28 protein-coding genes and 1 tRNA gene are annotated in these 26901 nt (G+C 59.4%); 20 read left to right on the forward strand and 9 right to left on the reverse strand.

The window, feature by feature from the left end; genetic code table 11:
- Positions 1 to 74 precede the first annotated feature (74 nt).
- The 3 genes from NTD82_RS13750 to NTD82_RS13760 form a co-directional block, all read right to left on the reverse strand.
- Positions 75 to 1028: a hypothetical protein gene (locus NTD82_RS13750; RefSeq protein WP_095154018.1), complete on the reverse strand. Its 954-nt coding sequence runs from the start codon at positions 1026 to 1028 to the stop codon at positions 75 to 77.
- A 20-nt stretch (positions 1029 to 1048) separates the two neighbouring features.
- Positions 1049 to 2764 carry a proline--tRNA ligase gene (locus NTD82_RS13755; RefSeq protein WP_262129091.1) on the reverse strand — a complete coding sequence of 572 codons (1716 nt, stop codon included), beginning with the start codon at positions 2762 to 2764 and terminating at the stop codon, positions 1049 to 1051.
- 167 nt (positions 2765 to 2931) lie between these two features.
- Positions 2932 to 4248: an OprD family porin gene (locus tag NTD82_RS13760; protein WP_262129092.1), complete on the reverse strand. Its 1317-nt coding sequence runs from the start codon at positions 4246 to 4248 to the stop codon at positions 2932 to 2934.
- A gap of 781 nt (positions 4249 to 5029) precedes the next feature.
- On the opposite strand from NTD82_RS13760, the gene NTD82_RS13765 reads away from it, so the two are divergent.
- On the forward strand, positions 5030 to 5455 hold the full coding sequence (locus tag NTD82_RS13765; protein WP_262129211.1) for an HIT family protein: 426 nt from the start codon (positions 5030 to 5032) through the stop codon (positions 5453 to 5455).
- Between the two features lie 3 nt (positions 5456 to 5458).
- Positions 5459 to 5665, forward strand: a complete 207-nt coding sequence (locus NTD82_RS13770) for a SlyX family protein (RefSeq protein WP_262129093.1) — start codon at positions 5459 to 5461, stop codon at positions 5663 to 5665.
- Between the two features lie 64 nt (positions 5666 to 5729).
- Here NTD82_RS13770 and NTD82_RS29130 read toward each other — a convergent pair whose 3' ends face one another.
- Positions 5730 to 6323, reverse strand: coding sequence for a cold-shock protein (locus NTD82_RS29130; RefSeq protein ID WP_095154014.1), 594 nt, complete (start codon positions 6321 to 6323; stop codon positions 5730 to 5732).
- 300 nt (positions 6324 to 6623) lie between these two features.
- On the opposite strand from NTD82_RS29130, the gene NTD82_RS13780 reads away from it, so the two are divergent.
- The 18 genes from NTD82_RS13780 (at position 6624) to NTD82_RS13865 (ending at position 20391) form a co-directional block, all read left to right on the forward strand.
- A complete protein-coding gene (locus tag NTD82_RS13780) occupies positions 6624 to 7097 on the forward strand; it encodes a Dps family protein (RefSeq protein WP_095154013.1) in 474 nt (157 codons plus the stop codon).
- A gap of 269 nt (positions 7098 to 7366) precedes the next feature.
- Complete coding sequence (locus tag NTD82_RS13785; RefSeq protein WP_262129094.1) at positions 7367 to 7723, forward strand: ribbon-helix-helix domain-containing protein; 357 nt, start codon at positions 7367 to 7369, stop codon at positions 7721 to 7723.
- A gap of 143 nt (positions 7724 to 7866) precedes the next feature.
- Positions 7867 to 8082, forward strand: a complete 216-nt coding sequence (locus tag NTD82_RS13790; protein ID WP_095154011.1) for an FmdB family zinc ribbon protein — start codon at positions 7867 to 7869, stop codon at positions 8080 to 8082.
- A 94-nt stretch (positions 8083 to 8176) separates the two neighbouring features.
- Positions 8177 to 9952, forward strand: coding sequence for an aspartate--tRNA ligase (gene aspS / locus NTD82_RS13795; protein WP_175651927.1), 1776 nt, complete (start codon positions 8177 to 8179; stop codon positions 9950 to 9952).
- A 120-nt stretch (positions 9953 to 10072) separates the two neighbouring features.
- Positions 10073 to 10819 (forward strand): YebC/PmpR family DNA-binding transcriptional regulator, encoded by a 747-nt coding sequence (locus tag NTD82_RS13800; protein ID WP_095154010.1) that lies wholly within the window; start codon positions 10073 to 10075, stop codon positions 10817 to 10819.
- A gap of 119 nt (positions 10820 to 10938) precedes the next feature.
- The gene (ruvC, locus tag NTD82_RS13805) at positions 10939 to 11463 is read left to right on the forward strand and encodes a crossover junction endodeoxyribonuclease RuvC (protein WP_095154009.1); all 525 of its coding nucleotides are present in this window, start codon (positions 10939 to 10941) and stop codon (positions 11461 to 11463) included.
- A gap of 118 nt (positions 11464 to 11581) precedes the next feature.
- Positions 11582 to 12190 (forward strand): Holliday junction branch migration protein RuvA, encoded by a 609-nt coding sequence (gene ruvA, locus NTD82_RS13810; RefSeq protein WP_095154008.1) that lies wholly within the window; start codon positions 11582 to 11584, stop codon positions 12188 to 12190.
- Positions 12191 to 13246, forward strand: a complete 1056-nt coding sequence (ruvB, locus tag NTD82_RS13815) for a Holliday junction branch migration DNA helicase RuvB (protein WP_095154007.1) — start codon at positions 12191 to 12193, stop codon at positions 13244 to 13246. It begins immediately after the preceding gene.
- Between the two features lie 125 nt (positions 13247 to 13371).
- Positions 13372 to 13827, forward strand: a complete 456-nt coding sequence (gene ybgC / locus NTD82_RS13820) for a tol-pal system-associated acyl-CoA thioesterase (RefSeq protein ID WP_110968380.1) — start codon at positions 13372 to 13374, stop codon at positions 13825 to 13827.
- Between the two features lie 2 nt (positions 13828 to 13829).
- Positions 13830 to 14525, forward strand: a complete 696-nt coding sequence (tolQ, locus tag NTD82_RS13825; RefSeq protein ID WP_095154006.1) for a protein TolQ — start codon at positions 13830 to 13832, stop codon at positions 14523 to 14525.
- A 14-nt stretch (positions 14526 to 14539) separates the two neighbouring features.
- A complete protein-coding gene (tolR, locus tag NTD82_RS13830) occupies positions 14540 to 14992 on the forward strand; it encodes a protein TolR (RefSeq protein WP_262129097.1) in 453 nt (150 codons plus the stop codon).
- Positions 14989 to 16080, forward strand: coding sequence for a cell envelope integrity protein TolA (tolA, locus tag NTD82_RS13835; protein ID WP_095154004.1), 1092 nt, complete (start codon positions 14989 to 14991; stop codon positions 16078 to 16080). The genes tolR and tolA overlap by 4 nt, the downstream gene beginning before the upstream one ends.
- A gap of 47 nt (positions 16081 to 16127) precedes the next feature.
- Positions 16128 to 17378, forward strand: coding sequence for a Tol-Pal system beta propeller repeat protein TolB (gene tolB, locus NTD82_RS13840; protein ID WP_225422431.1), 1251 nt, complete (start codon positions 16128 to 16130; stop codon positions 17376 to 17378).
- Between the two features lie 52 nt (positions 17379 to 17430).
- Positions 17431 to 17928 (forward strand): peptidoglycan-associated lipoprotein Pal, encoded by a 498-nt coding sequence (gene pal, locus NTD82_RS13845; protein ID WP_042121796.1) that lies wholly within the window; start codon positions 17431 to 17433, stop codon positions 17926 to 17928.
- 6 nt (positions 17929 to 17934) lie between these two features.
- The gene (ybgF, locus tag NTD82_RS13850) at positions 17935 to 18759 is read left to right on the forward strand and encodes a tol-pal system protein YbgF (protein WP_110968382.1); all 825 of its coding nucleotides are present in this window, start codon (positions 17935 to 17937) and stop codon (positions 18757 to 18759) included.
- A 158-nt stretch (positions 18760 to 18917) separates the two neighbouring features.
- Positions 18918 to 19565 (forward strand): 7-carboxy-7-deazaguanine synthase QueE, encoded by a 648-nt coding sequence (gene queE, locus NTD82_RS13855; RefSeq protein WP_095154001.1) that lies wholly within the window; start codon positions 18918 to 18920, stop codon positions 19563 to 19565.
- A 14-nt stretch (positions 19566 to 19579) separates the two neighbouring features.
- Positions 19580 to 20254 carry a 7-cyano-7-deazaguanine synthase QueC gene (queC, locus tag NTD82_RS13860; RefSeq protein WP_095154000.1) on the forward strand — a complete coding sequence of 225 codons (675 nt, stop codon included), beginning with the start codon at positions 19580 to 19582 and terminating at the stop codon, positions 20252 to 20254.
- A gap of 61 nt (positions 20255 to 20315) precedes the next feature.
- Positions 20316 to 20391 (forward strand) — tRNA-Lys (locus tag NTD82_RS13865).
- A gap of 230 nt (positions 20392 to 20621) precedes the next feature.
- Here the strand turns inward: NTD82_RS13865 and NTD82_RS13870 are convergent.
- From NTD82_RS13870 to NTD82_RS13890, 5 genes are all read right to left on the reverse strand, one after another.
- Positions 20622 to 23135, reverse strand: a complete 2514-nt coding sequence (locus NTD82_RS13870; protein WP_410017053.1) for a TonB-dependent siderophore receptor — start codon at positions 23133 to 23135, stop codon at positions 20622 to 20624.
- 109 nt (positions 23136 to 23244) lie between these two features.
- A complete protein-coding gene (locus NTD82_RS13875; protein WP_262129098.1) occupies positions 23245 to 24195 on the reverse strand; it encodes a FecR domain-containing protein in 951 nt (316 codons plus the stop codon).
- A 3-nt stretch (positions 24196 to 24198) separates the two neighbouring features.
- Positions 24199 to 24702 carry a sigma-70 family RNA polymerase sigma factor gene (locus tag NTD82_RS13880; protein WP_095153997.1) on the reverse strand — a complete coding sequence of 168 codons (504 nt, stop codon included), beginning with the start codon at positions 24700 to 24702 and terminating at the stop codon, positions 24199 to 24201.
- A gap of 170 nt (positions 24703 to 24872) precedes the next feature.
- Complete coding sequence (locus NTD82_RS13885; protein ID WP_095153996.1) at positions 24873 to 25826, reverse strand: sensor domain-containing diguanylate cyclase; 954 nt, start codon at positions 25824 to 25826, stop codon at positions 24873 to 24875.
- A gap of 3 nt (positions 25827 to 25829) precedes the next feature.
- Positions 25830 to 26828 carry a response regulator gene (locus NTD82_RS13890; protein WP_095153995.1) on the reverse strand — a complete coding sequence of 333 codons (999 nt, stop codon included), beginning with the start codon at positions 26826 to 26828 and terminating at the stop codon, positions 25830 to 25832.
- Positions 26829 to 26901: the final 73 nt, after the last annotated feature.

A 26901-nucleotide genomic window follows, 5' to 3' on the forward strand; every position in this document is an offset into this window, starting at 1 on the left:
TCGCGAAGGGTCTCAACAGGTTTAACTGACTGAGATAACCGACTTGCGGTGCTTTTTTGCAGGTGGCGAGCTGATCAATGTGCCCCAGGATCCGCAACCAGGCGGCCGGCGTTCTTGGTCAGCGCTTGCAGAAACTCCTGTTGCAGTTCCGGATCGTTGCGGGTCAGCTCGATCAGGCTCTGCTCCAGTTCGCTGGCTTCTTCTTCCAGCCCCAGCTCGGAGAGCCGCTTGACGCGGTGTACCCACTGGTTGACGTCGTCATCTTCGAGGTCATCGAAGATCAGGTCATGGGCTTCCGTCAGTTTGCTACGCAGCGTACTGCTGACCAGCAAGCTGGCATCGGCGCGAACCGGATTGTCTTCATCGGACACCGACAGATGCAGCGTGCCGATATGGGTGAGGTTCTGCTCGCTGAACGGGCTGTCCAGCAGGTTCAGGCGCAGGACACCGTTACGGTCGGTGGTCAGCTCATGAACCATCTTGCCGGCCTTGACCTCCACCGGGCGTTCGCCCCAAGGCAGGCTGGTGTATTCCTGGCGCTTTTCCTTCTGCACTTCGTCGATACCGGCCAGGTTTTGCTGGGCGCGGCCGTTGGACTGCGTGTTCATGAACGGGTTAAGCCCAGCAAAACCGTAGCTGAGCCAGTCATGGGTGATGCTGTCGGGCAGGCTGCCGAGGGCAAAGACGTTCACCACGTTGGCACCGACACCGGCGACCACCGCCACCGCGCCCAGCGGAATCTCGTAGATTTCGCGCCAGGGTTGGTACGGCGTGTAGCGATCGTAACGTCGGGTCACTTCGAATTCAGTCACTTCGAAGTTCTTCTGTTCGTGGATGCGCACACGGCGTTGCGGCAACTCGAGTACCTCGGGTTCCCCCACATCGATCTGCAGGCTGTGCTCGAGCAACTTGCGCTCGATGCGTTCCTCGTGCTCGCTGCGCTGGGACATCTGGTTGGCGCAGCCGCTCAGGAGCACGGCGCCGCACAAGGCGGCGCCCCCGAGGGTTAAGGTACTTCGTCTGAACATGGCTACTCTTGCGTTGGCTATCAGCGACGAATGCGGGCTTGCAGGAACGATACGACCTCGGCTACAGGCAAGGATTGGGCTTCGCTTTCAGTGCGATGCTTGTACTCCAGGTTGCCTTCGGCCAGGCCGCGATCGCTGATGACGATGCGGTGCGGGATGCCGATCAATTCCATGTCGGCGAACTTGATGCCGGGGCTGGTCTTCTTGTCACGGTCATCCAGCAGCACTTCGAAACCGGCGGCGGTCAGTTCGGCATAGAGCTTGTCGGTAGCCGCACGGACTTCCTCGGTCTCATAGCGCAGCGGTACCAGGGCGATCTGGAACGGCGCAAGGGCGTCGCTCCAGATGATGCCTTTGTCGTCATAGTTCTGCTCGATTGCCGCAGCGACCACGCGGGAAACGCCGATGCCATAGCAACCCATGGTCAGGGTGACCGGCTTGCCGTTCTCGCCCAGAACCTGGCACTTCAGCGCTTCGCTGTATTTGGTGCCGAGCTGGAAGATATGGCCGACTTCGATGCCGCGCTTGATCTGCAGGGTGCCCTGGCCGTCCGGGCTCGGGTCGCCTTCGACCACGTTGCGCAGGTCTGCCACTTCAGGAACCGGCAGGTCGCGTTCCCAGTTGACGCCGAAGTAGTGCTTGTCGTCGATGTTGGCGCCGATGGCGAAGTCGCTCATCAGGGCGACCGAACGGTCGATGACGCAAGGCAGCGGCAGGTTCAGCGGGCCGAGCGAGCCAGCACCGGCGCCGATGGCGTCGCGCAGTTCGGCTTCGTTGGCCATGACCAGGGGGTCGGCCACCTGAGGCAGTTTGGTTGCCTTGATTTCGTTGAGTTCGTGGTCGCCACGAACGACCAGCGCGATCAGCTTGCCTTCTTCCGCCGCGTGGACGATCAGGGTCTTGATGGTGCGCTCGATCGGAACGCCAAAGCCTTCGACCAGTGCGGCGATGGTCTTGGTGTCAGGGGTGTCGGCCAGACGCAGCGCTTCGGTTGGCGCCGGGCGCACGGTTTCCCGTGGGACAGCCTCGGCTTTCTCGATGTTGGCGGCGTAGTCGGAGCTGTCGCTGAAGATCACATCGTCTTCACCGGACTCGGCCAGCACGTGGAACTCGTGGGAGTAGCTGCCACCGATCGAGCCGGTGTCGGCCTGCACCGGGCGGAAGTTCAGGCCCAGACGGGTGAACACGTTGCAATACGCCTGGTGCATGCGGTCGTAGGTTTCCTGCAGGGAAGCCTGGTCGGCATGGAAGGAGTAGGCGTCCTTCATGATGAATTCGCGGCCGCGCATCAGGCCGAAGCGTGGGCGGATTTCGTCGCGGAATTTGGTCTGGATCTGGTACATGCTCAGCGGCAACTGTTTATAGCTGCTCAGCTCGTTGCGGGCCAGATCGGTGATGACTTCTTCGTGGGTCGGGCCTACGCAGAACTCACGGTTGTGACGGTCTTTCAGGCGCAGCAGCTCAGGGCCGTACTGCTCCCAGCGACCGGATTCCTGCCACAGCTCGGCTGGCTGGATGGCGGGCATCAGCACTTCCAGGGCGCCAGCGGCATTCATTTCCTCGCGAACCACCGCTTCAACCTTGCGCATGACTCGCAGGCCCATCGGCAGCCAGGTGTAAAGGCCGGAGGCGAGCTTGCGGATCATCCCGGCACGCAGCATGAGCTGGTGGCTGATGACGACCGCGTCGGAAGGGGTTTCTTTTTGTGTGGCGAGCAAATATTGACTGGTGCGCATGATAGGCCGTTGTCGGTTGCTTAACTGAAATGACCCCGCATTGTACGGGGGGGAATCCGAGACGTATAGGACGCAGGAAACTGAAACTGCTGTAAGTGGATCACCGGAAAGGAAAAAGCCCGGCGAGGCCGGGCTTTTTCATGCTGAGGTCCGTTGGCCGTGAGGGCTTACAGGATGCTCAGTGGGTACTCGACGATCAGGCGGAGATCGTTGTTGTCTGGAGCGTAGTCCGCCTCATATGCATCGTTGGCACGGTAAACGGCGTAGCGAACGCGCAGGGACAGGTCTTTGGCCGGACCTTCTTGCAAGACGTATTTGGTCTCGAAGTTCCATTCGTGTTCCTTGCCCTCGGTGTTCGAGGAGGTCTCGATATTGTCGCCCTTGATGTAGCGGGTCATGAAGCTCAGACCTGGTACCCCGTAGGACGCCATGTTCAGGTCGTAGCGAGCTTGAATGGATTTCTCTTCCTTGCCAAGGAAGTCGGAGATCTGGATGGAGTTGGCTACGAAGATAGTGCCGTTACCGTCGACGCCGTAGTTATAGCCGGTGTCACCGCTGGAGCGCTGATAGGCCAAGGTGAATTTGTGGGCGCCCAAGCTATAAGCACCAGCGAAGCTCCACAGTTTGTTGTCCAGTTCCCCGTAGCGTGCTTCACCTTGATCCTTGGAGCGGTAGGCGTTGAAGTCGAAGTTCAGCGCTTGTTCGTCGCTCAATGGAACGGTCAAGTTCAGGTTGACGTATTGCTTCTTGAAGTATTCTTCGACATCCGACGCGGCAATGGTACCGGTGAAGGTGTCAGTGAAGGCGTAGGTCGCACCAGCGATGTTAGCGGCTGTCAGGCCTTTCGCGTTACGGCCGTTGATGCTGTCGTGGCCCATGCCTGTCTGGGAACTCAGCGAGGTAAAGCGACCTGCACTCAGCTCCAGGCCTTTGATTTCCTTGCTGGTGATCAGAGTGCCGCGAGCCAGTTCAGGTAGCAGGCGGCTGTCGTCGGTAGCGAAGACAGGGCTGGCGACGAACTGGTCACCATATTTCAGCACGGTATCGGAGATGCGGAATTTGACCGCTGCGCCGGCTTTGCCTTGCGAATCTTCCGGATGGCCATCGCTATCGTTACGGAAAAGGCCGTTACCTGCGGTACTGCTGGTGCGACCGCTGCCGCCGTCGAAGCGAACGGAGCCCATCGCGATCACATCGGCACCGACACCTACTGTGCCTTGGGTAAAGCCCGATTCGAATACGCCCAGTAGCGAAGCGCCACTGTCTTCGTTGTAGCCGTTTTCGTAACCACTTGCCTTGTTGGGATTTACCCGGTTGCCAGTACCATGTTTGAAATCACGGTTCATGTACATGGCGCGGGTTTTCAGGTTCACGGTGCTGTCTTCAACGAAACCCTTGGCTTCTTCCTGCGAAGATGCTACTGCCAATTGCGAGGTGCCTGCCGCTACGGCCAGGGCGATCATGCTCCACTTCATCACGCGCATCGTGATTTGCTCCTTTGGTTTTTAGGAAGATTACTGCTGCCCCACCTGGTTTTTTTATTGGGGCGGCTCTTTCTTGTTTGAGTCGGCGGAATGTATATCACGCTGACTGACGTTGGCGATACTTGCGAAACGAACCTTGCGGGAACTTTATGGTCGTGTCGCAAATAGTTATATCCGTGTCGCAAATTACTTCCCGAGTCAGACGGGTCGTACAACTCCAGCGCTGTTTCGGATTAACCAGGGACTGCGCTTCAAGCGCTAAGTCCTTGATGCCCAAACTCCTTGGTCGCCCGTGCAGCTGTTGTTATTTGTCGCAGTCCACTTGCCTATGCAGGCGGCGTGCCGACCATGCTCAAGGTGAATGCAACAAGCGTGCTCAGATTAGCCGGGCTTTGACGAAATTTTCACTTTTTTCTCGTGAGGGCTGCGAAACGTCCGAAAAACCGGGGCCGAAAGATCCCTTGGCTCTTGGTCAGATAGTTTTTCGATATAAATGAAAAATCGACCTCGAAGTCAGGACGTTACCGTCGCGGCGCTCTGAGTGGGTAGTTTGGGGATAAGCGGCGCTCTGATACGGTTCGGTAGGCGCCATTTTGGTGCGAAAAGTAGCGCTCTGTTACCGGCCCTTGGAACCAGGGGCTTCCGTGCACTCTCAAACGTAGACACCCCGTGCTTTTTCGGTGCTTTGCTGGCCGGTTCGTGCCCGTCACCGTCATCAGGAGTATCCTGCTGCCATTGTCCGCGTAGGCGGATTGCGATGATCGATGAGGAGATTGCCCCTGTGTTTGCTTTGGACCCACGCCTTGAACAAGACACTTATGCGCTGGGAGATTTTCCTCTTTGCCGTCTTTTACTTAGTAAGGATGCTAACTATCCCTGGTTTATTCTTGTTCCGCGTCGAGCCGACATCAGCGAAGTATTTCAACTGGATGACAATGAGCGCGAGCAACTCTGGAAGGAAACCAATTTCCTGAGTGAAACACTCAAGCATTGTTTTGCTGCCGACAAGATGAATGTTGCTGCGTTGGGAAATGTCGTCAGTCAGTTGCATATGCACGTGATTGTTCGTCGGCGGGACGATGTGGCGTGGCCGGCGCCGGTCTGGGGGAATAAACCTGCAATTGAATATTCGTCTGATCAACTGAGTGAGGTGCGTCAGCGCCTCGGCGCAGTATTGGGCGATGATTTCCGTTTTGTGGAGGCATGAGCCATGAGCATTGAAGCGCGGGTAATGGAGCTGGAAAGCCGTGTGGCCTTTCAGGACGACACCTTGTTGGCCCTGAATGATGTGCTGGTAGACCAGCAGCGGGTGGTCGAGCGGTTGCAACTGCAGATGGCCGCTTTGCTCAAGCGTTATGAAGATGTCATGGGGCAGTACGAAGTCAGCGAAGAGGAAGCGCCTCCGCCGCACTACTGAAGCCATCGGACACAAAAAAGCCGCGACAGCCCTTGGCGGGTTGTCGCGGCTTTTTTGTGCGCGGTCAGCGGCGAGGTGCTGCGATTACATCTTCAGCCTGCAGGCCTTTGTCGCGATTCATCACCGAGAACTCGACGCGCTGGCCTTCGACCAGGACGCGGTGGCCTTCACCGCGGATTGCCCGGAAATGCACGAAGATATCGTCACCCGAGTCGCGGGAGATGAAGCCGAAGCCCTTGGAGGTGTTGAACCACTTCACAGTGCCCGTATCGCGGTTGCTCATGTCGTAGTTGGCAGGGGCGGCGCTGCTGCGTGCCCTGGCCTGTTTCATGAGGCCGGCGGTCAGGTGCAGGACCACCGCGAGCAGGGCGCTGGCGAGACCGGCGAGGTTGCCCAGTTCCGGAAGCGCCAGGAGTGCCAGGGCTTGCAGGGCCACGGCCAGCACCAACAGAAGGCTGGCAGCGATCTGCAGATAATGGCGTGCACCCGTGTAGTACTGCGGCACGACCGGGGCGAGGATCAGGTTGAGCAGGCCGAACAGGCCCAGGTAAATGGCATCGGGTTGTTGTAGGTAGGGCGTGATATCGGCCCTGAGGCTTGGAATGAAGGACAGCAGCAAAGCAGCTGCGCCCGTCAAGAGGTGGACGATCTTGAACATGGTGGTTTGGCTCGCATCTTATTAGGCGGATCACAGGAAGAGCTGGGCCCACGGTGCGTGGTGCATGAATAGGCGCAAAAGCGTGGGGGAACCAGCCTATGCGCCATGGCGTTCACAGTCAGCCATGGCGGCACGCCGTCTATTTAACAGCAAAGCCCCGGGCTTCTCAAATCAGCGGGATGCCCGGCCATCGCGGGCTGCAACACTGTGTCGCGGGCGGAAGGCTGCGCGTGGGGAAAACTCTTGATACAGTGGGGCGGTTGCTTGTTGAATCGATAATCAGAGGAAGGAATTTTTTATATGGCAATCGATATCGGAATCAGTCAAGAAGATCGCAAGTCTATTGTCGACGGCCTGTCGCACCTGCTCTCGGACACTTATGTGCTTTATCTCAAGACGCACAACTTCCACTGGAACGTCACCGGTCCGAGCTTCCGTACATTGCACCTGATGTTCGAAGAGCAATATAACGAACTGGCATTGGCGGTGGATTCCATTGCCGAACGTATTCGTGCACTGGGCTTCCCGGCGCCGGGTACCTATTCGACTTACGCCCGACTTTCTTCGATCAAGGAGCCGGAAGGTGTTCCTTCGGCGGACGATATGATCAAGCAATTGGTCGAAGGTCAGGAAGCCGTGGTGCGTACTGCTCGCGGTCTGTTCCCGCTGCTCGACAAAGTCAGTGACGAACCTACCGCCGACCTGCTGACCCAGCGCATGCAGGTTCACGAGAAAACCGCGTGGATGCTGCGTTCGCTGCTGGAAAACCAGTAAGCCTCACGCCGTCGCCGGCCTTGCTCGGCGGCGCACTGAGCCTGGCCTCTTTCTGAAAGAGGCCGGGCTTTTTCATGGTGTTGATCTTCAACTTTCCGGGCAGGGAAGTATTGTCTCTGGTTATTCAAATGGCGTGTTATTGCCGAGTAATCCTACGGCAATAGTGCGGGCGTCTGCTGGTGCTGAATAATTCATCGGCGCTTCATGTCGGGGGCATGCAGAACTGTAGTGCATGTATTCATTTCCCTGCCTTGAAGCGTGGTATTGCAATGTCTCGACGCTTGAATTATGGAGTGCGCCAGGCGGGCGAACTCCAGCGTATCGGTATCGACCCTTTCGAGTCGGACTTCAATATGAAACTTGCTCAACCGTTATCGCGTTCGGTGCGGTTGAACGGCTTTGCCACCTGTTTGCGTCTCGAGACGATTTACTGGTTAGTGCTTGAGCGTATTGCCCGGGCCAACCACTGCACCGTCAATTCCGTGCTGTCCCATGTCGACCGGGAGGTGCACCTGCGTCACGGCGGTGTGAAAAATTTCAGCGGCCTTGTGCGGGTGATCTGTGTGGTGTTTCTGCTCGACGGGGAAGGCGTTTCGCAAGAGGAGGGCGTGCCTGCGAGGTTTTAGATGAATGGGCGGGGGCGCGACGCGGACTTCTACCGTTGGTGAAAGCAGGGCTTGCGTCGGGCTGCACAGCCCCGGCTAACCATATATAATCCCGCCTTTTACTGTGCGGCGCGGCCCGCGCAGGGATCAACGAGAAACGCCTCATGCCTCTTTACGACTATCAATGTGCGTCCTGCAGCCACCAGATGGAAGTTCTCCAGAAGATCAGCGCCGCGCCGCTGACTGACTGCCCGGCCTGCCAGAAACCTGAACTCAAGAAGGTGTTGTCCGCCCCCGGTTTCCGCCTGGGTGGCAACGGCTGGTACGAAACCGATTTCAAGACCGGCGCGAAAAAGAACCTCGCTGGCAGTGGCGACTGAGTTGAACTGAACTGCCCGGGTCTTGCACTATTGACCCTTTCGGGTCGTCAAGGCCTTTACGAATTCACGAATGACGAGAAGCGAAACCACCATCATGATGCGCAGCCACTATTGCGGCCAACTGAACGAGAGCCTGGAAGGTCAGGAAATTACCCTTTGCGGCTGGGTCCATCGTCGTCGCGACCACGGCGGGGTGATTTTCCTCGATATCCGTGACCGCGAAGGCCTGGCTCAGGTTGTTTTCGATCCGGATCGCGCAGACAGCTTCGCCGCCGCCGACCGTGTGCGCAGCGAATATGTGGTGAAAATCACCGGCAAGGTGCGCCTGCGTCCGGCCGGTGCGGTCAACCCGAACATGGCCTCTGGCCAGATCGAAGTGCTCGGCTACGAGCTGGAAGTCCTGAACGAAGCCGAAACCCCGCCGTTCCCGTTGAACGAATTCTCCGACGTTGGCGAAGAAACCCGCCTGCGCTACCGCTTCATCGACCTGCGTCGCCCGGAAATGGCCGACAAGCTGCGTCTGCGTTCGCGCATCACCTCCAGCATCCGTCGTTTCCTCGACGAGAACGGTTTCCTCGACGTCGAAACCCCGATCCTGACCCGTGCCACGCCTGAAGGCGCGCGTGACTACCTGGTGCCGAGCCGCACCCACGCCGGCAGCTTCTTCGCGCTGCCGCAGTCGCCGCAGTTGTTCAAGCAATTGCTGATGGTTGCCGGCTTCGACCGTTACTACCAGATCGCCAAGTGCTTCCGCGACGAAGACCTGCGTGCCGACCGTCAGCCTGAATTCACTCAGATCGACATCGAGACCAGCTTCCTCGACGAGTCCGAGATCATCGGCCTGACCGAAAGCATGATCCGCAAGCTGTTCAAGGAAGTCCTGGACCTGGAGTTCGGCGAGTTCCCGCACATGACTTACGAAGAAGCCATGCGCCGCTACGGTTCCGACAAGCCGGACCTGCGTATCCCGCTGGAGCTGGTAGACGTTGCCGACCAGCTCAAGGATGTCGATTTCAAGGTCTTCGCCGGCCCTGCAAACGATCCGAAATGCCGCGTTACCGCCCTGCGTCTGCCAGGCGGCGCCAGCATGCCGCGCAGCAAGATCGACGAGTACACCAAGTTCGTCGGCATCTACGGTGCCCGTGGCCTGGCGTACATCAAGGTCAACGAGCGCGCCAAGGGTGTTGAAGGTCTGCAGTCGCCGATCGTCAAGAACATCCCTGAAGCCAACCTGAACGTGATTCTTGATCGCGTAGGCGCAGTCGACGGCGACATCGTCTTCTTCGGTGCCGACAAGGCCAAGGTCGTCAGCGAAGCGCTGGGCGCGCTGCGTATCAAGCTGGGTGGCGACTTCAACCTGTACACCACCCAGTGGGCGCCAATGTGGGTCGTCGACTTCCCGATGTTCGACGAGAACGAAGACGGCAGCTTCAGTGCGCTGCACCACCCGTTCACCGCGCCGAAGTGCACTCCAGAAGAGCTGGAAGCCAACCCGGCCGGCGCTCTGTCCCGCGCTTACGACATGGTCCTCAACGGTACCGAGCTGGGCGGCGGTTCGATCCGTATCCACCGCAAGGAAATGCAGCAGGCGGTCTTCCGTCTGTTGGGTATCGAGGCGGCAGAACAGGAAGAGAAATTTGGCTTCCTGCTCGACGCTCTGAAGTTCGGTGCTCCGCCTCACGGCGGCCTGGCCTTCGGCCTTGATCGCCTGGTGATGCTAATGACCGGCGCTCAGTCGATCCGTGAAGTGATCGCCTTCCCGAAAACCCAGAGCGCTGCGTGCGTCATGACCCAGGCACCTGGCCTGGTCGATGCCAAGGCCCTGCGCGAGTTGCATATCCGTCTGCGCGAACAGCCGAAGGCTGAGTAAGCGGACACCGAGGCGCATCCGATTGGATGCGCCTTTGCGTTACGGCACATGATTTAGTGGTTTCTTTCTGCCTTCGCGTGGAAAGAAGTGATGGTGTTTCAAGGATTTCTGGAGTCAGTTATGGCGGGTCATTCCAAGTGGGCGAATATCAAGCACCGCAAAGAGCGCCAGGATGCCAAGAGAGGCAAGATCTTCACCAAGTGGATTCGTGAACTGACCGTCGCCGCCAAACAAGGCGGTGGCGATCCGTCCTCCAACCCGCGTCTGCGCCTGGCCCTGGACAAGGCGCTGAGTGCAAACATGAGTCGCGACATCATCGATCGGGCAGTTGCCCGCGGTGCCGGGACTGCCGAAGCCGACAACGTCGAAGAACTCAGCTATGAAGGTTATGGTCCGGGTGGCGTGGCAGTCATGGTTGAAGCCATGACCGACAACCGCAACCGTACCGCCGCCGCTGTTCGTCATGCGTTCAGCAAATGCGGCGGCAACCTCGGTACCGATGGTTCCGTGGCCTATCTGTTCGAGCGCAAGGGGCAGATCAGCTTTGCTCCTGGCGTCGATGAAGATGCGCTGATGGAAGCGGCTATGGAGGCGGATGCCGATGACGTGGTCAGTAATGATGACGGTTCTTTCGACGTGTTCACCTCGTTCGCCAGCTTCTATGCCGTGCGCAGCGCGTTGGAGGCCGCAGGTTTCAAGGCGGATGACGCGGAAATCGTCATGCAGCCGACCACCAGCGCCGAACTGGACCTGGACGGTGCGCAGAAAGTGTTGAAACTGATCGATATGCTGGAAGACCTGGACGACGTGCAGAACGTCTACTCCAATGCTGAGATTCCTGACGAGGTCATGGAAAAGCTCGGCTGAGGTTTGCGCCTGGCTTTATTGGAGGCCGGCCCCGTCAGCAGGCGCGTAGCGCTTGTGAGGGGGCCGGCTTCTGTTTTTTGGACACGGCGCGTTGATGCGCCATTTATCACGCAGGCGTTATGACTCTGATTCTTGGTATCGACCCCGGATCGCGGATTACCGGCTATGGAGTGATTCGTCATTCCGGGCGCGGTTGCGAATACGTGGCGTCGGGCTGCATCCGCACCGGCAGCGGCGAGTTGCCTGAGCGCTTGCAGGTGGTTTTCCGCGGCGTGCGCGAAATCATTCGCCAGCATGGCCCGGTAACCATGGGTATCGAGCGGGTGTTCATGGCCCGCAACGCCGACTCGGCGCTCAAGCTGGGTCAGGCGCGCGGTGCGGCCATCGTGGCTGCGGTGGAGGAAGGGCTGGAAATCGCTGAATACAGCGCCAGCCAGGTCAAGCAGGCCGTTGCCGGCACCGGCGGGGCCAACAAGGAGCAGGTGCAGATGATGGTCATGCACCTGCTCAAACTGACGCAGAAGCCGCAAATCGACGCCTCCGATGCCCTGGCGATCGCCTTGTGTCATGCCCATACGCGCTCCAGCCTGATTCCTCATGGGCTGGGTGTCGCGCGCAGCCGCAACGGACGCCTGCGTCTCTGATAGCATCCACGCTTTTAAAGTGATCCGTCCGCCGTCGGCCGCCTGATGGCGAGCTGGCTGGCGGATTCGCCGCAAGGCCGGACCGGCCCTGCCGGCACCCATGAGAAAGGACCTGAACGTGATTGGACGTTTACGCGGCACCCTCGCTGAAAAGCAGCCGCCGCACCTGATTATCGACATCAACGGCCTTGGCTATGAGCTGGAAGTGCCGATGACAACGCTCTACCGGCTGCCCAAGGTCGGCGAAACGGTGACCTTGCACACCCATCTGATAGTGCGCGAGGATGCCCACCTGCTGTATGGCTTCCATGAAAAACGTGAGCGCGAGCTGTTCCGTGAGCTGATCCGTCTCAATGGTGTAGGGCCCAAGCTGGCGCTGGCCTTGATGTCGGGTCTGGAAGTGGACGACCTGATTCGATGCGTTCAAGCCCAGGACACTTCGGCATTGGTCAAGGTGCCAGGGGTTGGCAAGAAGACCGCCGAGCGTCTGCTGGTCGAACTCAAGGATCGCTTCAAGGCCTGGGAAACCGTGCCGAGCATGTTCCAGCTGGTGCCGAATGGGCCTGCGCCTGTTCCTGTGGCGTCCACCGCCGAGGCCGACGCGGTCAGCGCCCTGATTTCCTTGGGCTATAAACCTCAAGAGGCCAGTCGCGCAGTGGCGGCTGTGGATGCCAAGGGCCTGAGCAGCGAAGAACTGATCCGGCGCAGTCTCAAGGGGATGATTTAAGTGATCGAAGCCGACCGTTTGATAACTGCTACCGGCCGCGACCGCGAAGAGGTCCAGGACCGGGCGATTCGTCCGCTGCGGCTGGCCGAGTACATTGGTCAGCCGGTGGTTCGCGAGCAGATGGCCCTGTTCATCCAGGCCGCCCGTGGCCGCAACGAGTCCCTGGATCACACCCTGATCTTCGGTCCTCCGGGGCTGGGCAAGACCACCCTTGCCAACATCATTGCCCAGGAAATGGGCGTCTCGATCAAAAGTACTTCCGGCCCCATTCTTGAACGCCCTGGCGATCTGGCGGCGTTGCTCACCAACCTTGAGCCCCATGATGTGTTGTTTATCGACGAGATCCACCGGTTATCGCCGATCGTCGAAGAAGTCCTGTACCCAGCGATGGAGGACTTTCAACTGGACATCATGATCGGCGAAGGACCGGCGGCGCGGTCGATCAAGCTGGACCTGCCGCCGTTCACCCTGGTTGGCGCTACCACCCGGGCCGGCATGCTTACCAACCCGCTACGTGACCGCTTCGGTATCGTCCAGCGTCTGGAGTTCTACAACAACGCGGATCTGGCAACTATCGTCAGTCGCTCGGGCGGGATTCTCGGCCTGGAGATCGAAGACGAAGGTGCTTTCGAGATCGCTCGCCGGGCTCGTGGCACGCCGCGTATCGCCAACCGCTTGTTGCGCCGTGTGCGTGACTACGCCGAGGTGCGCGCGAAGGGCGATATCACCAAATCCATCGCGGACATGGCGTTGAACCTGCTGGATGTCGACGAACGTGGCTTCGATCATCAGGACCGACGTCTGTTGCTGACCATGATCGAGAAATTCGACGGTGGTCCGGTCGGTGTGGACAGCCTGGCGGCGGCGATCAGCGAGGAGCGACACACCATTGAGGACGTGCTTGAGCCTTATCTGATCCAGCAGGGCTACATCATGCGCACGCCTCGGGGCAGGGTGGTTACTCGACATGCATACCTGCACTTTGGGCTGAATATTCCTACGCGAATGACAGAATCATCCGGTAGCACTGATTTTTCTGATCCGAGCGATGAATGACAGATTTATCGGCTGCTTTTGTGGTCCTATCCGCGGACAGGGTCCTGGCGCGCTGGCAATACGACATAATCCGTCAAAAACAGTTGGTGGGGCGGATTGGCAAGCTGAGGAGTTAGCACTAGAGTATGCGCGCGCAAAATGGGGTTGAGCCGTTCGCACATCGTTATCGCGTCTATTACGAAGACACCGATGCGGGTGGCGTGGTGTATTACGTCAATTATCTGAAATTCATGGAACGGGCCCGCACCGAACGGCTGCGCGATCTGGGTTTTGCCCAGTCGTCGCTGGCGCAGCAGAACACGCTGTTCGTGGTCCATTCCGCCGAGGCTCGCTATCACGCGCCGGCCCGTCTGGACGACGAGTTGCGGGTCACCGCGCAAGTGCTTGAATTGAATCGTGCCAGCCTGCGCTTCGTGCAGCAGGTCTGGCGCGAAAGTGACGCAACGCTGCTCTGCGAAGGGCAGTTCCTGGTGGCCTGTGTGCGCGCCGATACTTTCAAACCCCGAGCCATTCCCTCCGAGCTGCGCGCAGCTTTCATCGAGGCGGGTGCCCCGGGTATACATTCAAATGCAGGAGATTAAGCGTGGAAGCTAACGTCGTCGACCATACCTCCATGTGGAGCCTGGTCAGCAATGCCAGCATTGTGGTGCAGCTGGTCATGCTGGTACTGGTTGCCGCATCGGTGACTTCATGGATCATGATTTTTCAGCGCAGCACCATGCTGCGCGCCGGTCGTCGTGCCCTGGAAAGCTTCGAAGAGCGCTTCTGGTCGGGTATCGACCTGTCCAAACTGTATCGTCAAGCGGGCAGCAACCCTGACCCGGATTCGGGCGTCGAGCAGGTGTTCCGTGCCGGCTTCAAGGAGTTTTCCCGTCTGCGTCAGCAGCCTGGTGTCGACCCTGACGCGGTAATGGAAGGTGTCGGTCGTGCCATGCGCGTAGCGATCTCCCGTGAGGAAGAGAAGCTCGAGCAGAGCCTGCCATTCCTCGCCACTGTCGGTTCGACCAGCCCCTACATCGGCCTGTTCGGTACCGTCTGGGGGATCATGAACTCCTTCCGCGGTCTGGCGACCGCGCAACAGGCCACCCTGGCCACGGTTGCACCGGGTATCGCCGAAGCGCTGATCGCTACCGCCATCGGCCTGTTCGCGGCAATTCCTGCGGTTATCGCCTACAACCGTTTCGCTGCACGCAGTGAAGTGCTGATCGGCCGCTACTACACGTTCGCCGACGAGTTCCAGGCCATCCTGCACCGTAAAGTGCACACCAGCGAAGAGTGATCAGGTAAAACCCCATGGCTCGAGTTCGTCAAAAACGCAAGCCGGTCGCCGAGATGAACGTGGTGCCCTACATCGATGTGATGTTGGTACTGCTGGTCATCTTCATGGTGACCGCACCGATGCTTAACCAGGGCGTGAAGGTCGACCTGCCCAAGGTTTCCAGCGAAGCCTTGCCGCAGGACAACAACGTTCAGGTTCTGACCATTTCGATCAAGGCTGACAAGACCTACTTCTGGAACCTTGGCAGCGAAGTCGACACCGAAAAGCAAATGGACAAGGCCATGGCCTTGCCGCAAATGACCGACGCGGTGACCAAGATCATCGCTGCCGGGCGCGATCAGGGCAAACAGACCCAGGTCTTCATCCGTGGCGACAAGTCCGTCGACTACGGCGCGGTCATGGGCGCCATGGGCGGGTTGCAGAAGGCCGGTGTCGGTAACGTTGGCCTGATTACCGAGGCGCCCTGATGCAACAGCGAGAGCCATCCGCCTCGGAAAGTTACTTCTGGCCCAGCGTCTGGGCCGTCGCGCTGCACGTTCTGGTGTTCGGCATGCTGTTCGTCAGTTTTGCGTTCACGCCTGAGTTGCCGCCGTCCAAGCCTATCGTTCAGGCAACCCTGTACCAGCTGAAATCGAAGAGTCAGGCCACCACCCAGACCAATCAGAAGATTGCCGGGGAAGCGAAGAAAACGGCTTCGCGCCAGACCGAAGAAGAGCAGATGGAGCAGAAGAAGGTCGAGCAACTGAAGCAGGAAGCTGTGAAAGCTGCGGAACAAAAGAAAGAAGAGGCTGCTCAAAAAGCCGAAGAGGCGCGCGAGGCCGCAGAGGCCAAGAAAGCCGATGAGGCCAAGAAGGCTGACGAAGCGAAGAAAGCCGAGTCTGCGAAAAAGGCCGAAGAAGCGAAGAAGGCTGAAGAGAAGCAACTGGCTGATATCGCCAAGAAGAAAGCCGAAGACGAAGCCAAGAAAAAGGCTGAAGAAGAGGCCAAGAAGGCGGCGGCAGAAGAAGCCAAGAAACAAGCGGCCGAGGATGCCAAGAAGAAGGCTGCCGAGGACGCGAAGAAGAAAGCCGCTGTCGCTGAAGAAGCGAAGAAAAAAGCAGCAGAGGACGCCAAGAAGAAAGCAGCCGCCGATGCAGCCAAGAAAAAGGCTACAGAAGCAGCGCGCAAGGCGGCGGAAGACAAGAAAGCACAGGCACTGGCCGAGCTGTTGTCCGACACTACCGAGCGTCAGCAGGCTCTGGCGGACGAGCAGGGTGACCAGGTGGCCGGCGACTTCGACGACCTGATTCGCGCCCGTGCAGCCGAAGGCTGGGCTCGACCCCCGTCGGCGCGCAAGAACATGACGGTAGTCCTGCAGATTGGCATGTTGCCGGATGGCACCGTTACGACGGTCACCGTTGCCCGCTCCAGCGGCGATGGGCCGTTCGACGCTTCCGCGGTTGCGGCAGTCAAAAACATTGGTCGTTTGACCGAGATGCAGGGTTTGAAACCGAGCGAATTCAATCCTTATCGTTCATTCAAGATGACATTCACACCTGAGGACCTAGCCTTGTGATTAACCTTCTTAGAGGACTGCTGGTCGTTCTCTGCTGCGCAGCAGGGATGGCCAATGCAGAAGAAAAGAACATCCTGGTAACCAGTGGCAGCGATCGAGCCACGCCGATTGCCGTGGTGCCTTTCGGTCTGCAGGGCGGTAGCGTGTTGCCTGAGGACATGGCTGACATCATCAGTAACGACCTGCGCAACTCAGGTTATTACTCGCCGATCCCGCGCCAGAACATGATCAGCCAGCCGAGTCAGGCCAGCGAAGTGATCTTCCGTGACTGGAAAGCGCTGGGTGCCCAGTACGTGATGGTCGGCAGCATCGTGCCATCGGGCGGTCGCCTGCAGGTGCAATATGCGCTGTTCAACGTTGCTACCGAGCAACAGGTGCTGACCGGCAGCGTTTCCGGCAGCGTCGACCAACTGCGCGATATGTCCCACTACATCGCCGACCAGTCGTTCGAAAAACTCACCGGCATCAAGGGCGCATTCTCCACCCGCATGCTCTATGTGACGGCCGAGCGCTTCTCCACCAACAGCACTCGTTACACTTTGCAACGATCTGACTATGACGGCGCGCGCGCCGTGACCTTGCTGCAATCGCGCGAGCCGATCCTGTCGCCGCGTTTTGCACCGGATGGCAAGCGCATCGCGTATGTGTCCTTCGAGCAGCGTCGCCCGCGTATCTTCGTCCAGCACATCGATACGGGGCGTCGTGAGCAGATCACCAACTTCGAAGGTCTCAATGGCGCGCCAGCCTGGTCGCCGGATGGCAACCGCCTGGCCTTCGTGCTGTCGCGCGACGGCAACCCCGAGATCTACGTGATGGACATGGGTTCGCGTCAGATGACCCGCGTCACCAACAGCCCGGCCATCGATACCGAGCCGTTCTTCGGTAAGGATGGCTCGACGCTGTACTTCACGTCGGACCGTGGCGGCAAGCCACAGATCTACAAAACCACCATTGGCAGCGGCAGTGCCGAGCGTGTGACGTTCGTGGGCAACTACAACGCCAACCCGAAACTTTCCGCCGATGAAAAGACCCTGGTCATGATTCATCGTCAGGACGGTTTCACCAACTTCAAAGTGGCGGCGCAGGATTTGCAGCGTGGCAGTGTAAAAATTCTCACAGAGACCAGTCTTGATGAGTCACCCACTGTTGCGCCCAACGGCACCATGCTAATCTACGCCACCCGCCAGCAGGGCCGGGGAGTCTTGATGCTCGTCTCTCTCAACGGACGCGTGAGGCTCCCGCTTCCTACCGCTCAAGGCGAAGTCAGAGAACCGTCCTGGTCCCCTTACCTGAACTGATGCGGCGCTACACGTTTTACTTAACACACTGGGGTTCATTAGGAGTTTCACGATGGAAATGCTGAAGTTTGGTAAGTTTGCTGCGCTGGCTCTGGCCATGGCCGTAGCTGTAGGTTGCTCCTCGAAAGGCGGCGACAACGCTGGCGAAGGCGCTGTTGATCCAAACGCTGGTTACGGCGCTAACACTGGTGCCGTTGACGGCAGCCTGAGCGAAGAAGCTGCTCTGCGCGCAATCACCACCTTCTACTTCGAATACGACAGCTCGGACCTGAAGCCGGAAGCCATGCGCGCTCTGGACGTTCATGCCAAGGACCTGAAAGGCAACGGCGCTCGCGTCGTTCTGGAAGGTAACACCGACGAGCGTGGTACTCGCGAATACAACATGGCTCTGGGCGAGCGTCGTGCCAAGGCTGTTCAGCGCTACCTGGTGCTGCAAGGCGTTTCCCCAGCTCAGCTGGAACTGGTTTCCTACGGCGAAGAGCGTCCAGTTGCCACCGGCAACGACGAGCAGTCCTGGGCTCAGAACCGTCGCGTCGAACTGCGTAAGTAATTCGATATGCGAGCGTGCCGTCGTGCTGTAACCGTCCTGGCTCTCACGCTGCCTCTCATGGCAGCGGCTGAGGTTCCTGTTGTTGATGACAACGCTGGCTATAACGGCGCAAGCAGTTATCCGCCTGCGGGTTACGGTACGAACGGCGCCTATGCCGGGGGAGGGGTTTCGGCCCCTGCCTCTGCACAGGGCCAGCTTTTCATGCAGTTGCAACAAATGCAGGAACAGATAGAGCGTCAACAGAACACTATCGAGATTCTGCAAAACGAAGTTGCACGTCTGAAACAGGAAGGCCTGGAACGTTACCAGGACCTGGATCGACGTATCTCCAGCGGCGCTGCCCCGGCACCGACCGCGACTCCCGAGAATTCCGCTGACGGTGGTGCTTCTGCGCCGGCCGCCGGCAATACCGCACCGGCAGCCAACCAGCCCGCCGCGAGCAGCGAACCTGGCGATCCAGCGAAGGAAAAGCTCTATTACGACGCTGCCTTCGATTTGATCAAGGCCAAGGATTTCGACAAGGCCAGCCAGGCGTTCAATGCCTTCCTGCGCAAGTACCCCAACAGCCAGTACGCGGGCAACGCCCAGTACTGGTTGGGTGAAGTGAACCTGGCCAAAGGTGACCTGCAAGGTGCCGGCCAGGCATTCGCCAAAGTCAGCCAGTTGTACCCGAAGCACAACAAAGTGCCTGATTCGCTGTACAAGCTGGCCGATGTGGAGCGTCGCCTGGGTCATACCGACCGGGTCAAAGGTATTCTTCAGCAGGTGGTGACCCAATATCCGGGTACCTCGGCTGCACAGTTGGCTCAGCGCGACCTGCAAAAGCTCTGATCCGCACGTTTTAAAAGAAACCCGCGCTTGTCGCGGGTTTTTTCGTTAGAATTTGCGCCCTTTTATGAAACACGCTGCTGCGAATAACGCTATGCCGGGTTCGCAGCGGTGCCTGACGGAGGCGGACAGCCTGTTTAGCTGTTACGCCCGTGGCGACTATGCAAGACACATTACGCATCACCGAAGTTTTTTACTCTTTGCAGGGTGAAACGCGCACCGCTGGGCTGCCCACGGTATTTGTGCGCCTCACCGGCTGCCCCTTGCGCTGCCAATATTGCGACAGCGCCTATGCCTTCAACGGCGGCACCGTACGCACGCTCGACTCGATCCTCGAACAGGTTGCCAGCTTCCGGCCGCGCTACATTTGCGTGACGGGCGGCGAGCCGCTGGCCCAGCCCAATGCCATCCCGCTGCTGAAAAGGCTCTGTGACGCCGGTTACGAGGTTTCCGTGGAAACCAGCGGCTCGATGGACATTGCACCGGTCGATCTGCGCGTCAGTCGCGTTGTGGACCTGAAAACCCCAGGCTCTGCGGAAGTCCACCGCAACCGCTACGAGAATATCGAGCTGCTGACCCCGAACGATCAGGTCAAATTCGTCCTTTGTTCGCGCGAGGACTATGACTGGGCCGTATCGAAGCTGATTCAGTACGGTCTCGACAAGCGTGTCGGCGAAGTTCTGTTTTCGCCTAGCCATCATCAATTGAGCGCAACCGATCTGGCTGACTGGATCGTGGCCGACAACCTGCCGGTTCGTCTGCAGATGCAGTTACACAAACTGCTCTGGAACGACGAGCCGGGACGCTGACAGGAGCTTTTGCAATGAGTGAGAAACGGGCGGTAATTCTATTGTCGGGTGGTCTGGATTCGGCCACCGTGGTCGCCATGGCCAAGGCCGAAGGCTATGACTGCTACACCATGAGCTTCGATTACGGCCAGCGCCATCGCGCCGAGCTGGATGCGGCAGCCCGGGTGGCGCGGGATCTGGGTGCGGTCGAGCACAAGGTCATTGGCCTGAACCTCAACGGCATCGGTGGCTCGGCCCTGACCGACAGCAGCATCGATGTCCCGGAGACCCCAAGCGAGGGCATTCCGGTGACCTACGTGCCGGCGCGCAACACGGTGTTCCTGTCGTTGGCGCTGGGCTGGGCTGAAGTGCTGAATGCGCGCGACATCTTCATCGGCGTCAACGCAGTGGACTATTCCGGCTACCCGGATTGCCGTCCTGAATTTGTCGAGGCGTTCGAGCGCATGGCCAACCTCGCGACCAAGGCCGGGGTAGAAGGCAATGGGTTCCGGATCCAGGCGCCGTTGCAGAACCTGAGCAAGGCGCAGATCGTCCAGGCGGGCATGGCCCGTGGCGTCGACTACAGCCTCACTGTTTCCTGCTATCAGGCGGATGATCAAGGTCGTGCGTGTGGCAAATGCGATAGCTGCCGCCTGCGTGCGGATGGCTTTGCTGCGGCCGGCGTACAGGACCCGACTCGCTATTTTTGAATTATTTTGCGATGGGGTGTTGATTTCCTGTTAGAAATCAGTATTATACGCGCCATCCAACGGGTCGTTAGCTCAGTTGGTAGAGCAGTTGGCTTTTAACCAATTGGTCGTAGGTTCGAATCCTACACGACCCACCATATAAAGTTGGCAGTGTTAAAACCGGAAGTTGGCAGATAGTTGCTGAATGATGGTGGACACGACCGACGGTGAAACACCTGAGAAAGCCCGCGTTCCGATAAGGATCGCGGGCTTTTTCGTTTCTGTCGTTCGCGCTGGTAGTGCATCCCGTGGGCGCAAAGAACCGACACGGCAAACAGTGGGCAGATATTGGTACTGTCCCGTTGTTTGCCGTACCGGTCAGTCAGTCTCAGAGCGTCCAGTTGATCGTGAGCATGGCGTTGCGGGGTTCGCCGTAGAGGCTGTTACCGAAGTCGGTGTTGGAGCTGATGTCCTGGTAGTAGGTCTTGTCGAAGACGTTGTTCAGGTTCAGTCGCACGTGAACGGTCTCCGAAGCCTGATAGCTGGTCATCAGGTCTACCACGGTGTAGGCCTTTTGTTCGATACGGTAGTCGAACGTGGTCAGGTAATCATTGGTGCCTTTGTTGTAGACGGTGTTCTGCCGATACAGGCCGCCACCGATACTCCAGCGACTCAGGTCACCAGGTAGCTGGTAGGTGGTGAACGCCTTGAATATGTGGCGGGGGATGTTGGTGGCGAACAAGCGCCCCACGTTGTCTTCGTTGGCGTCTTTTGTATATTTGGCGGCGGAGTAGGTGTAACCCGCCCCCAGTTCCCAGCCGAGCGCCAGGGTGCCGTTGACTTCCAGCTCGATCCCTTCGCTTCGTACTTCACCCGCCGCGTCATAGCAGGTGCCGCCGATCGGCGTGCACTGGATGGGGTTGAGCAATTTGGCGCGGTTCTCCTGATCGATACGGAAGATCGCTGCGCTGGCATTCAGGTTTCCATCAAAGTACTCGCCCTTGATGCCGAGCTCGTAGTTTTTGCCCTTTATCGGCATCAGCGCGTTGTTCTGGGTATCCAGCTCGGTCTGCGGGCGGAAAATATCGGTGTAGCTGACATAGACCGAGTGATGCTGGTCAAGGTCATAAACCGCACCCGCGTAGCGCGTGAGGTTGCGCGTCACTTTGTTTGGCAGGCTGCTGGCTGATGATTTTCCGTTCCACCGGGTATCCACGTCGTGCTCGTACCAGTCCAGGCGCCCACCAAGGATGACTTTCAGCTCATCCGTGATGTTCAGGCGAGTAGTGACGTAGGTGCCTTCCTGTTGAGTGGTGCGATGCTGCGTCCAGGGATTGGCGCTTACGTCGGGCTTGGGGATGCCGGTGGGGTTGTGGAGATCAGTATTGGTCTCGACGTCGATGGGTAGCCCCTTGCCGTTGAACGTGAGGTCTCTCTTGCTGGCGCCCACGACCAGTTCATGGGTGCGACCGAACAGCGAGAAGGGGCCGGTGACGTAGCCGTCATAGCTGCTTTGCCGGTCTTTATAGTCGTATCTGCCGATGTACTGACCGAACTGATCGTAGTTATCGCCCATGCGCTCGGGAAGGGAACCGAGCATGTCCAGTTTTGACCAGCTCTTGCTGGCGGCCAGGAGCATTTTCCAATTGTTGGCGAAACGGTACTCCAGGCGAGTGAACGCTGTGGTGTTGTTCTGATCCCAGTATTCCCATTTGCTGCCCAGGTACGTGGAGCGCTTCAGGTGCAGGTCGCTGCCGTCGGCGGCGACGGGCAAGCCGCCCCAGGCGCTGTTGTGATTGGCATTCTGGTTGGAGGCGCCAAAGGTCAAGGTTGCATCGTCATTCAGGTCGGCTTCGGTGATGGCGTAGAACACCGAGCGTTCGGCGCTGGTGAAGTCCTGGAAGCTGCCCTTGGTCTGATACGCGGTGACCACTCGGCCGCGCAGGGTGCCGCTGTCGTTCAGGGCGTTGGACGCGTCGAACTCGCTGCGATAGTTGTCCCAGCTACCGGCGCTGCCGGTGATGCTGATACGCGGCGTGGCAGTGGGGCGCTTTCGCACCATGTTGATGGCCGCAGCCGGGTTGCCGGAGCCTTGCATCATGCCGGTGGCGCCGCGCACGACTTCCACCCGGTCGAATATCGCCATGTCCGGCGAAGAGTTCATGTCGCGGCTGAGGTAGTGGGACAGATCGTTGGGCAAGCCGTCGGTCATCAGGTTTTCGATGGCGAAGCCGCGGGAGTAGAACGTCGAGCGTTGTGGGCCGTCTTTGGTGATGGCGATGCCGGGCGTGCTTTTGAGCACGTCTTCCAGCGACCTCATGTTCTGGTCGTCCATGCGCTGGCGGGTAATGACCGTGACCGACTGCGGTGTTTCGCGAATCGACAATGACAGCTTGGTCGCGCTCTGCATCGTGCCCGTGGTGTAGGAACCGGTGTTTTCGCTGGTCGACCCCAGTGCCGCGCCAAGTACGTTGGTTGCGCCCAGTTCGAGCGCCCCCGTGCTGTCTTGCGCCTGCACCAGCGAATAGCCGCCACTGCCCAGCGCCACCGCCTCGACGCCGCTGCTCAGCAGCAAACGACGCAGTGCTTCATCCCGCGAATAGTGTCCCTGAACGCCCGGGGACTGTTTGCCCTGCGCCAGGCCCGCATCGAACGAAACACTGATGCCGGCTATCGAGCTGAATTGCGCCACCGCCTGATCGAGGGGGCCGGCGGGAACGTTGAAGTCCAATTCGTGTTCGACGCTGTGCTGTGCCGCCGCCGCCGGACTGATCAGCGTGCTGCCGACACTTGCACCCAGCACCAGGCTCAGCATGGCCAGGTGCACTGCACGTTGCAGCGGGCGGTTGTGGAAGGGGGCGTTGATCAAGCCGGGTTCTGCGGGGTGTGCGTGATGCGGCATGGTGTTTCCTTACGCTCGTTGGCAATGGCGGCGTCTGTGCGCCTCTACTTGGCAAGCCGAACGAGAATCAGAATCACCAACCCCTCAGTGAAATTTTTTACGGTCGACGTCATGCCGCTTCGAGGCGTACCCAGTAGCGGGTAAACCGCCGTAGTCGCAAGGGCAGGGTGAGACGAAGGTTTTCCAGGACGTGGTCGGTGTTGCGCAGGTGAAAGGAGCCGGACACCCGCAACCCGGCCACGGCCGGGTCGCAGCTCAGGTAGCCAGGGCGATAACGTTGCAGTTGCTGCAGAAAGTCATCCAGGCGCCAGCCGTTCACCACCAGTGTGTCGTGCAGCCAGGCATCGGCTTGAGCGGTGGCTGGCATGACCGACCCCAACGCGTCGGCGCTGAAGCTGATCTGCTCACCGGCGTGTACGGTCAGCGTGGTGTCGGGCTGGTTGGCAGGGCGTACCAGGACGGCATGCTCCAGCACGGTCAGCCGGGTCCGATCCTGTTCCTGTTGCACGATAAAGCGTGTGCCAAGCGCCTGCAGGCTGCCTTCAGCCGTGTGCACGATCAACGGCCGGGCGGCCTTGTCCTTGGCGGTCTCGACGAGGATTTCGCCGCTGAGCAGCAAGAGTTCACGCAACTGCTGGCTGTAGCGGATGTTCACCGCCGTGGCGGTATTGAGGTGCAGTTGACTGCCGTCCTCCAGGTGAATGCTGCGTCGCTCTCCGATCCCGGTGCGCTGGTCCGCTGCCCACTGGGGCAGCGGCGTGACCCTCCAGCCCAAGGTGCCGGCGGCGCCCGTGGCCAGCAGCACCGACAGTACTTTCAACACGTCGCGGCGCTTGGCATGCGCGGTTTTGAGAATCGGGCTGCCAATTGCGGGCGCAAGCCGCTCAAGTTTGCCCTGCAGGCGCCCGAGTCGTTCCCAGGCCAGCAGATGGCGCGGGTCGCTCTGCAGCCATCGTTGATGCTCGCGGTGCAGCGACTCATCCGGCGTTCCGGTGCGCAGGTCGACATACCATTGGGCGGCGGCTTCGAGTGTGGCGATATCGAGTCCCGGAGATGCCAAGACTCAATCCTCCATCAGCAGCAGGCACTGGGTGAGGGCGCGCACCGCGTGTTTTGTCACGGTGTTGACCGAGATTTGCAGGCGCTTGCTGATCTCTACGTAGCTGAGCCCGTCGAGGTGGGACATCAGGAACACGTCGCGGGTACGAGTGCCGAGGGCATCGAGCATCTGGTCGACTTCCAGCAGCGACTCGATGATCAGCAGGCGTTCTTCCGGGGAGATATCCAGCGCTTCGGGAATCGCTGCCAGTGTTTCCAGGTAGGCCTGTTCCAGCGAACGGCGGCGGAACATGTCGATCATCAGGCCGCGCGCCACGCGGCTGAGATAAGCCCGTGGTTCGCGAACAACGTCGGCCCTGCGCTGGGTCAGCACACGTAAAAACGTGTCTTGCGCGAGGTCCGCGGCCTGCTCGCTGCAGTTCATGCGCTTGCGTAACCAGCCCTTGAGCCAGCCGTGATGCTCCTCGTAGAGGGTGTGCATCGCTGCGTGATGAACCAGATCGGACATGGGATAACCCGAAGTTACAATTGATAATAAATCTTATTATCTTGAAGCCACGGGGTGTTGGCAAGTTGCCTTCAGTGAGCTGGCCGTGAAGGCAATACAGGCTGGGAGACTTTCAGGCCGGGCCCCGGTGGCCGACTACCGGGTGCCCGAAAGGCTGGATATCACGGTTGTCATTCGTGAATCGACACCTGGTTACGGCCATTTTTCTTCGAGGCGTACAGCGCCTGGTCGGCCCAGGCGATGAGGTCGGCATGGCCTTCCGAGGGCTGGCTGAGGTCCGCGACACCCAGGCTGATGGTGAAGCGAATACTTTGCCCCTCGTGCTGCACTTCCAGCCCCTCGATCGCTTTACGGAATCGCTCGGCGAAGGCGCTCGCACCATGCTTGTCGGTATCCGACAGCACCACGCCGAACTCCTCGCCGCCATAGCGCCCGGCCACATCGGTATCGCGCACATACTCGCGCAGCATCGCGGCGACCTGTTCGATCACCTTGTCGCCCGCCTGATGGCCGTAGGTATCGTTGATGCGCTTGAAGTGGTCGATGTCGAACATCACCAGGCTGGTGTGGTTGCCGTGGCGCTGGTGACGGGCGTAAGCGACTTTCAGGCTGTCTTCCCAGTGGCCGCGGTTGTACAGGCCGGTCAGGCGGTCAGTGCTGGAGAGCTTCTGCAGCTGCGCGTTGGCCGATTGCAGCATGCGCCGGTTGGTGGCGACGTCGGTCACGTCATAGATCACCAGGCAGAAGTGGCTGATGCTGCTGTCGGTGGAGCGCAGCGGGAACAGCGTGGTGTTCTGGTACATGAAGTCTTCCTGCCCGGTTATTGGCTGGTAGTTCTTGAACCGCACCAGATAAGGGCGCTGCTCCCACACCGTGAACGCGGGCGTGCCCAGGGTCGCGACGCTTTCCAGCTTGTGGCTGAACCAGCCGACGTTGACCTCCGGGAAGAGGGTGAAGAACGATTCGCTGTGGGCGTCCTTGGGGGCAACGCCCGAGCGGTTCTCCATGAAGGTGTTCCAGACCTGGACGCGGTAGTCGCGATCGAGCACCACCACGCCGACGTCGATGCTTTGCACGATCGCCAGCAGCCAATGGAACTCGGTCAGATCAATGGGTTTGTTCATGGGTCAGTTCATCAGGTACGCGAGTTTGTGGGTCAGTCGTTCGATGGAGTCTTCGGTGAACAGGAGCAACAGGTCGAAGCGGATATCGTGTCCCTCCAGACCGTAGCTGATCTCCACCGCGAGGGTCTTCTTCCAGCGCTGCTGGTTGACCCGGATCAGTTCCTCGATGCCGGCATGCTGGCCGAGGATCTGCGGGTGACACTGGGAGAACACGACGTCGACCTGCTCGGCGATGCTGCTGAGGCAGGCGCCGATGAGGACGCTGGACAGATCCAGGAGCATTTCCAGGTCGGATGATTCGCTGTTCTGATGCTGCATCAGACGCGCCATGTCGGCGATTTCCGAATCATGGAACATCAGCAGGGCTTCGCCGGCGATACCACCACCGATAAAGCCCTGGCAGACCGCAGTGAGTTGCTTGCAGCGCCCGGCATCGGCCAGGGCCATGTGCAACTCGCCGACTTCGAGTACGTTGACGTTCGGCACCGGCAACTGCACGAAAACCCCGAGCACCTTGGCGATCAGCGCGGCGGCGCGGCCAATGGCGACGTTGACGGTTTCGCGGAACACTTCATTGAAGGTGACGTTGGTGTTGGTCGCCGGACGGTGGCTTTGCGCCGCTTGCCCCGGCAGGCTCATCAGCCCCAGCTCGCCAAGCGTCTGGCGCAGTTCTGCCTGGTCGAAAGGCTTTTGCAGGAACGCCAGGGCGCCCAGTTCGCGGACCCGCCGCACCGCTTCCTGTTGCACATCCCCGGAGATAACGATGACGGCGGCCTTCAGGCCTTCATCGCGCAAGGCGTGAAGCACTTGATAACCGTCCATCTCCGGCATGTTCAGGTCGAGAACCACGACCTGGCCGAGACCTTTGCGAATGGCGTCCATGCATTGATGGCCATTGCTGGCCTGGGTGATCGACACCGGCCAGTCCGCTGGCAGCGCCCGCAGGACCTGCTTGCGGGCAACAGTAGAGTCATCACATACAGTTAAGGTCGTCACTGACACAAATCACGGCTCGTTATCTGGAGTTGTGGAATGATTTCATTATGCCATAACCGTACAAAGCCTACGCTTAATA

Source organism: Pseudomonas sp. 5P_5.1_Bac1 (genome assembly GCF_025466015.1).
GTDB lineage: Bacteria > Pseudomonadota > Gammaproteobacteria > Pseudomonadales > Pseudomonadaceae > Aquipseudomonas.

Bases quoted from the DNA above. Each gene is read 5' to 3' on its own strand.
- tolR (WP_262129097.1), top strand. From the start codon at position 14,540: ATGGCTCGAGTTCGTCAAAAACGCAAGCCGGTCGCCGAGATGAACGTG.
- NTD82_RS13880 (WP_095153997.1), bottom strand. From the start codon at position 24,702: ATGTCCGATCTGGTTCATCACGCAGCGATGCACACCCTCTACGAGGAG.
- NTD82_RS13780 (WP_095154013.1), top strand. From the start codon at position 6,624: ATGGCAATCGATATCGGAATCAGTCAAGAAGATCGCAAGTCTATTGTC.
- tolB (WP_225422431.1), top strand. From the start codon at position 16,128: ATGGCCAATGCAGAAGAAAAGAACATCCTGGTAACCAGTGGCAGCGAT.
- ybgC (WP_110968380.1), top strand. From the start codon at position 13,372: ATGCGCGCGCAAAATGGGGTTGAGCCGTTCGCACATCGTTATCGCGTC.
- NTD82_RS13785 (WP_262129094.1), top strand. From the start codon at position 7,367: ATGTCTCGACGCTTGAATTATGGAGTGCGCCAGGCGGGCGAACTCCAG.
- NTD82_RS13870 (WP_410017053.1), bottom strand. From the start codon at position 23,135: ATGCCGCATCACGCACACCCCGCAGAACCCGGCTTGATCAACGCCCCC.
- NTD82_RS13800 (WP_095154010.1), top strand. From the start codon at position 10,073: ATGGCGGGTCATTCCAAGTGGGCGAATATCAAGCACCGCAAAGAGCGC.
- pal (WP_042121796.1), top strand. From the start codon at position 17,431: ATGGAAATGCTGAAGTTTGGTAAGTTTGCTGCGCTGGCTCTGGCCATG.
- NTD82_RS13770 (WP_262129093.1), top strand. From the start codon at position 5,459: ATGAGCATTGAAGCGCGGGTAATGGAGCTGGAAAGCCGTGTGGCCTTT.
- NTD82_RS13750 (WP_095154018.1), bottom strand. From the start codon at position 1,028: ATGTTCAGACGAAGTACCTTAACCCTCGGGGGCGCCGCCTTGTGCGGC.
- ruvC (WP_095154009.1), top strand. From the start codon at position 10,939: ATGACTCTGATTCTTGGTATCGACCCCGGATCGCGGATTACCGGCTAT.
- ybgF (WP_110968382.1), top strand. From the start codon at position 17,935: ATGCGAGCGTGCCGTCGTGCTGTAACCGTCCTGGCTCTCACGCTGCCT.
- queE (WP_095154001.1), top strand. From the start codon at position 18,918: ATGCAAGACACATTACGCATCACCGAAGTTTTTTACTCTTTGCAGGGT.
- NTD82_RS13760 (WP_262129092.1), bottom strand. From the start codon at position 4,248: ATGCGCGTGATGAAGTGGAGCATGATCGCCCTGGCCGTAGCGGCAGGC.
- NTD82_RS29130 (WP_095154014.1), bottom strand. From the start codon at position 6,323: ATGTTCAAGATCGTCCACCTCTTGACGGGCGCAGCTGCTTTGCTGCTG.
- aspS (WP_175651927.1), top strand. From the start codon at position 8,177: ATGATGCGCAGCCACTATTGCGGCCAACTGAACGAGAGCCTGGAAGGT.
- queC (WP_095154000.1), top strand. From the start codon at position 19,580: ATGAGTGAGAAACGGGCGGTAATTCTATTGTCGGGTGGTCTGGATTCG.
- NTD82_RS13885 (WP_095153996.1), bottom strand. From the start codon at position 25,826: ATGAACAAACCCATTGATCTGACCGAGTTCCATTGGCTGCTGGCGATC.
- NTD82_RS13755 (WP_262129091.1), bottom strand. From the start codon at position 2,764: ATGCGCACCAGTCAATATTTGCTCGCCACACAAAAAGAAACCCCTTCC.
- NTD82_RS13790 (WP_095154011.1), top strand. From the start codon at position 7,867: ATGCCTCTTTACGACTATCAATGTGCGTCCTGCAGCCACCAGATGGAA.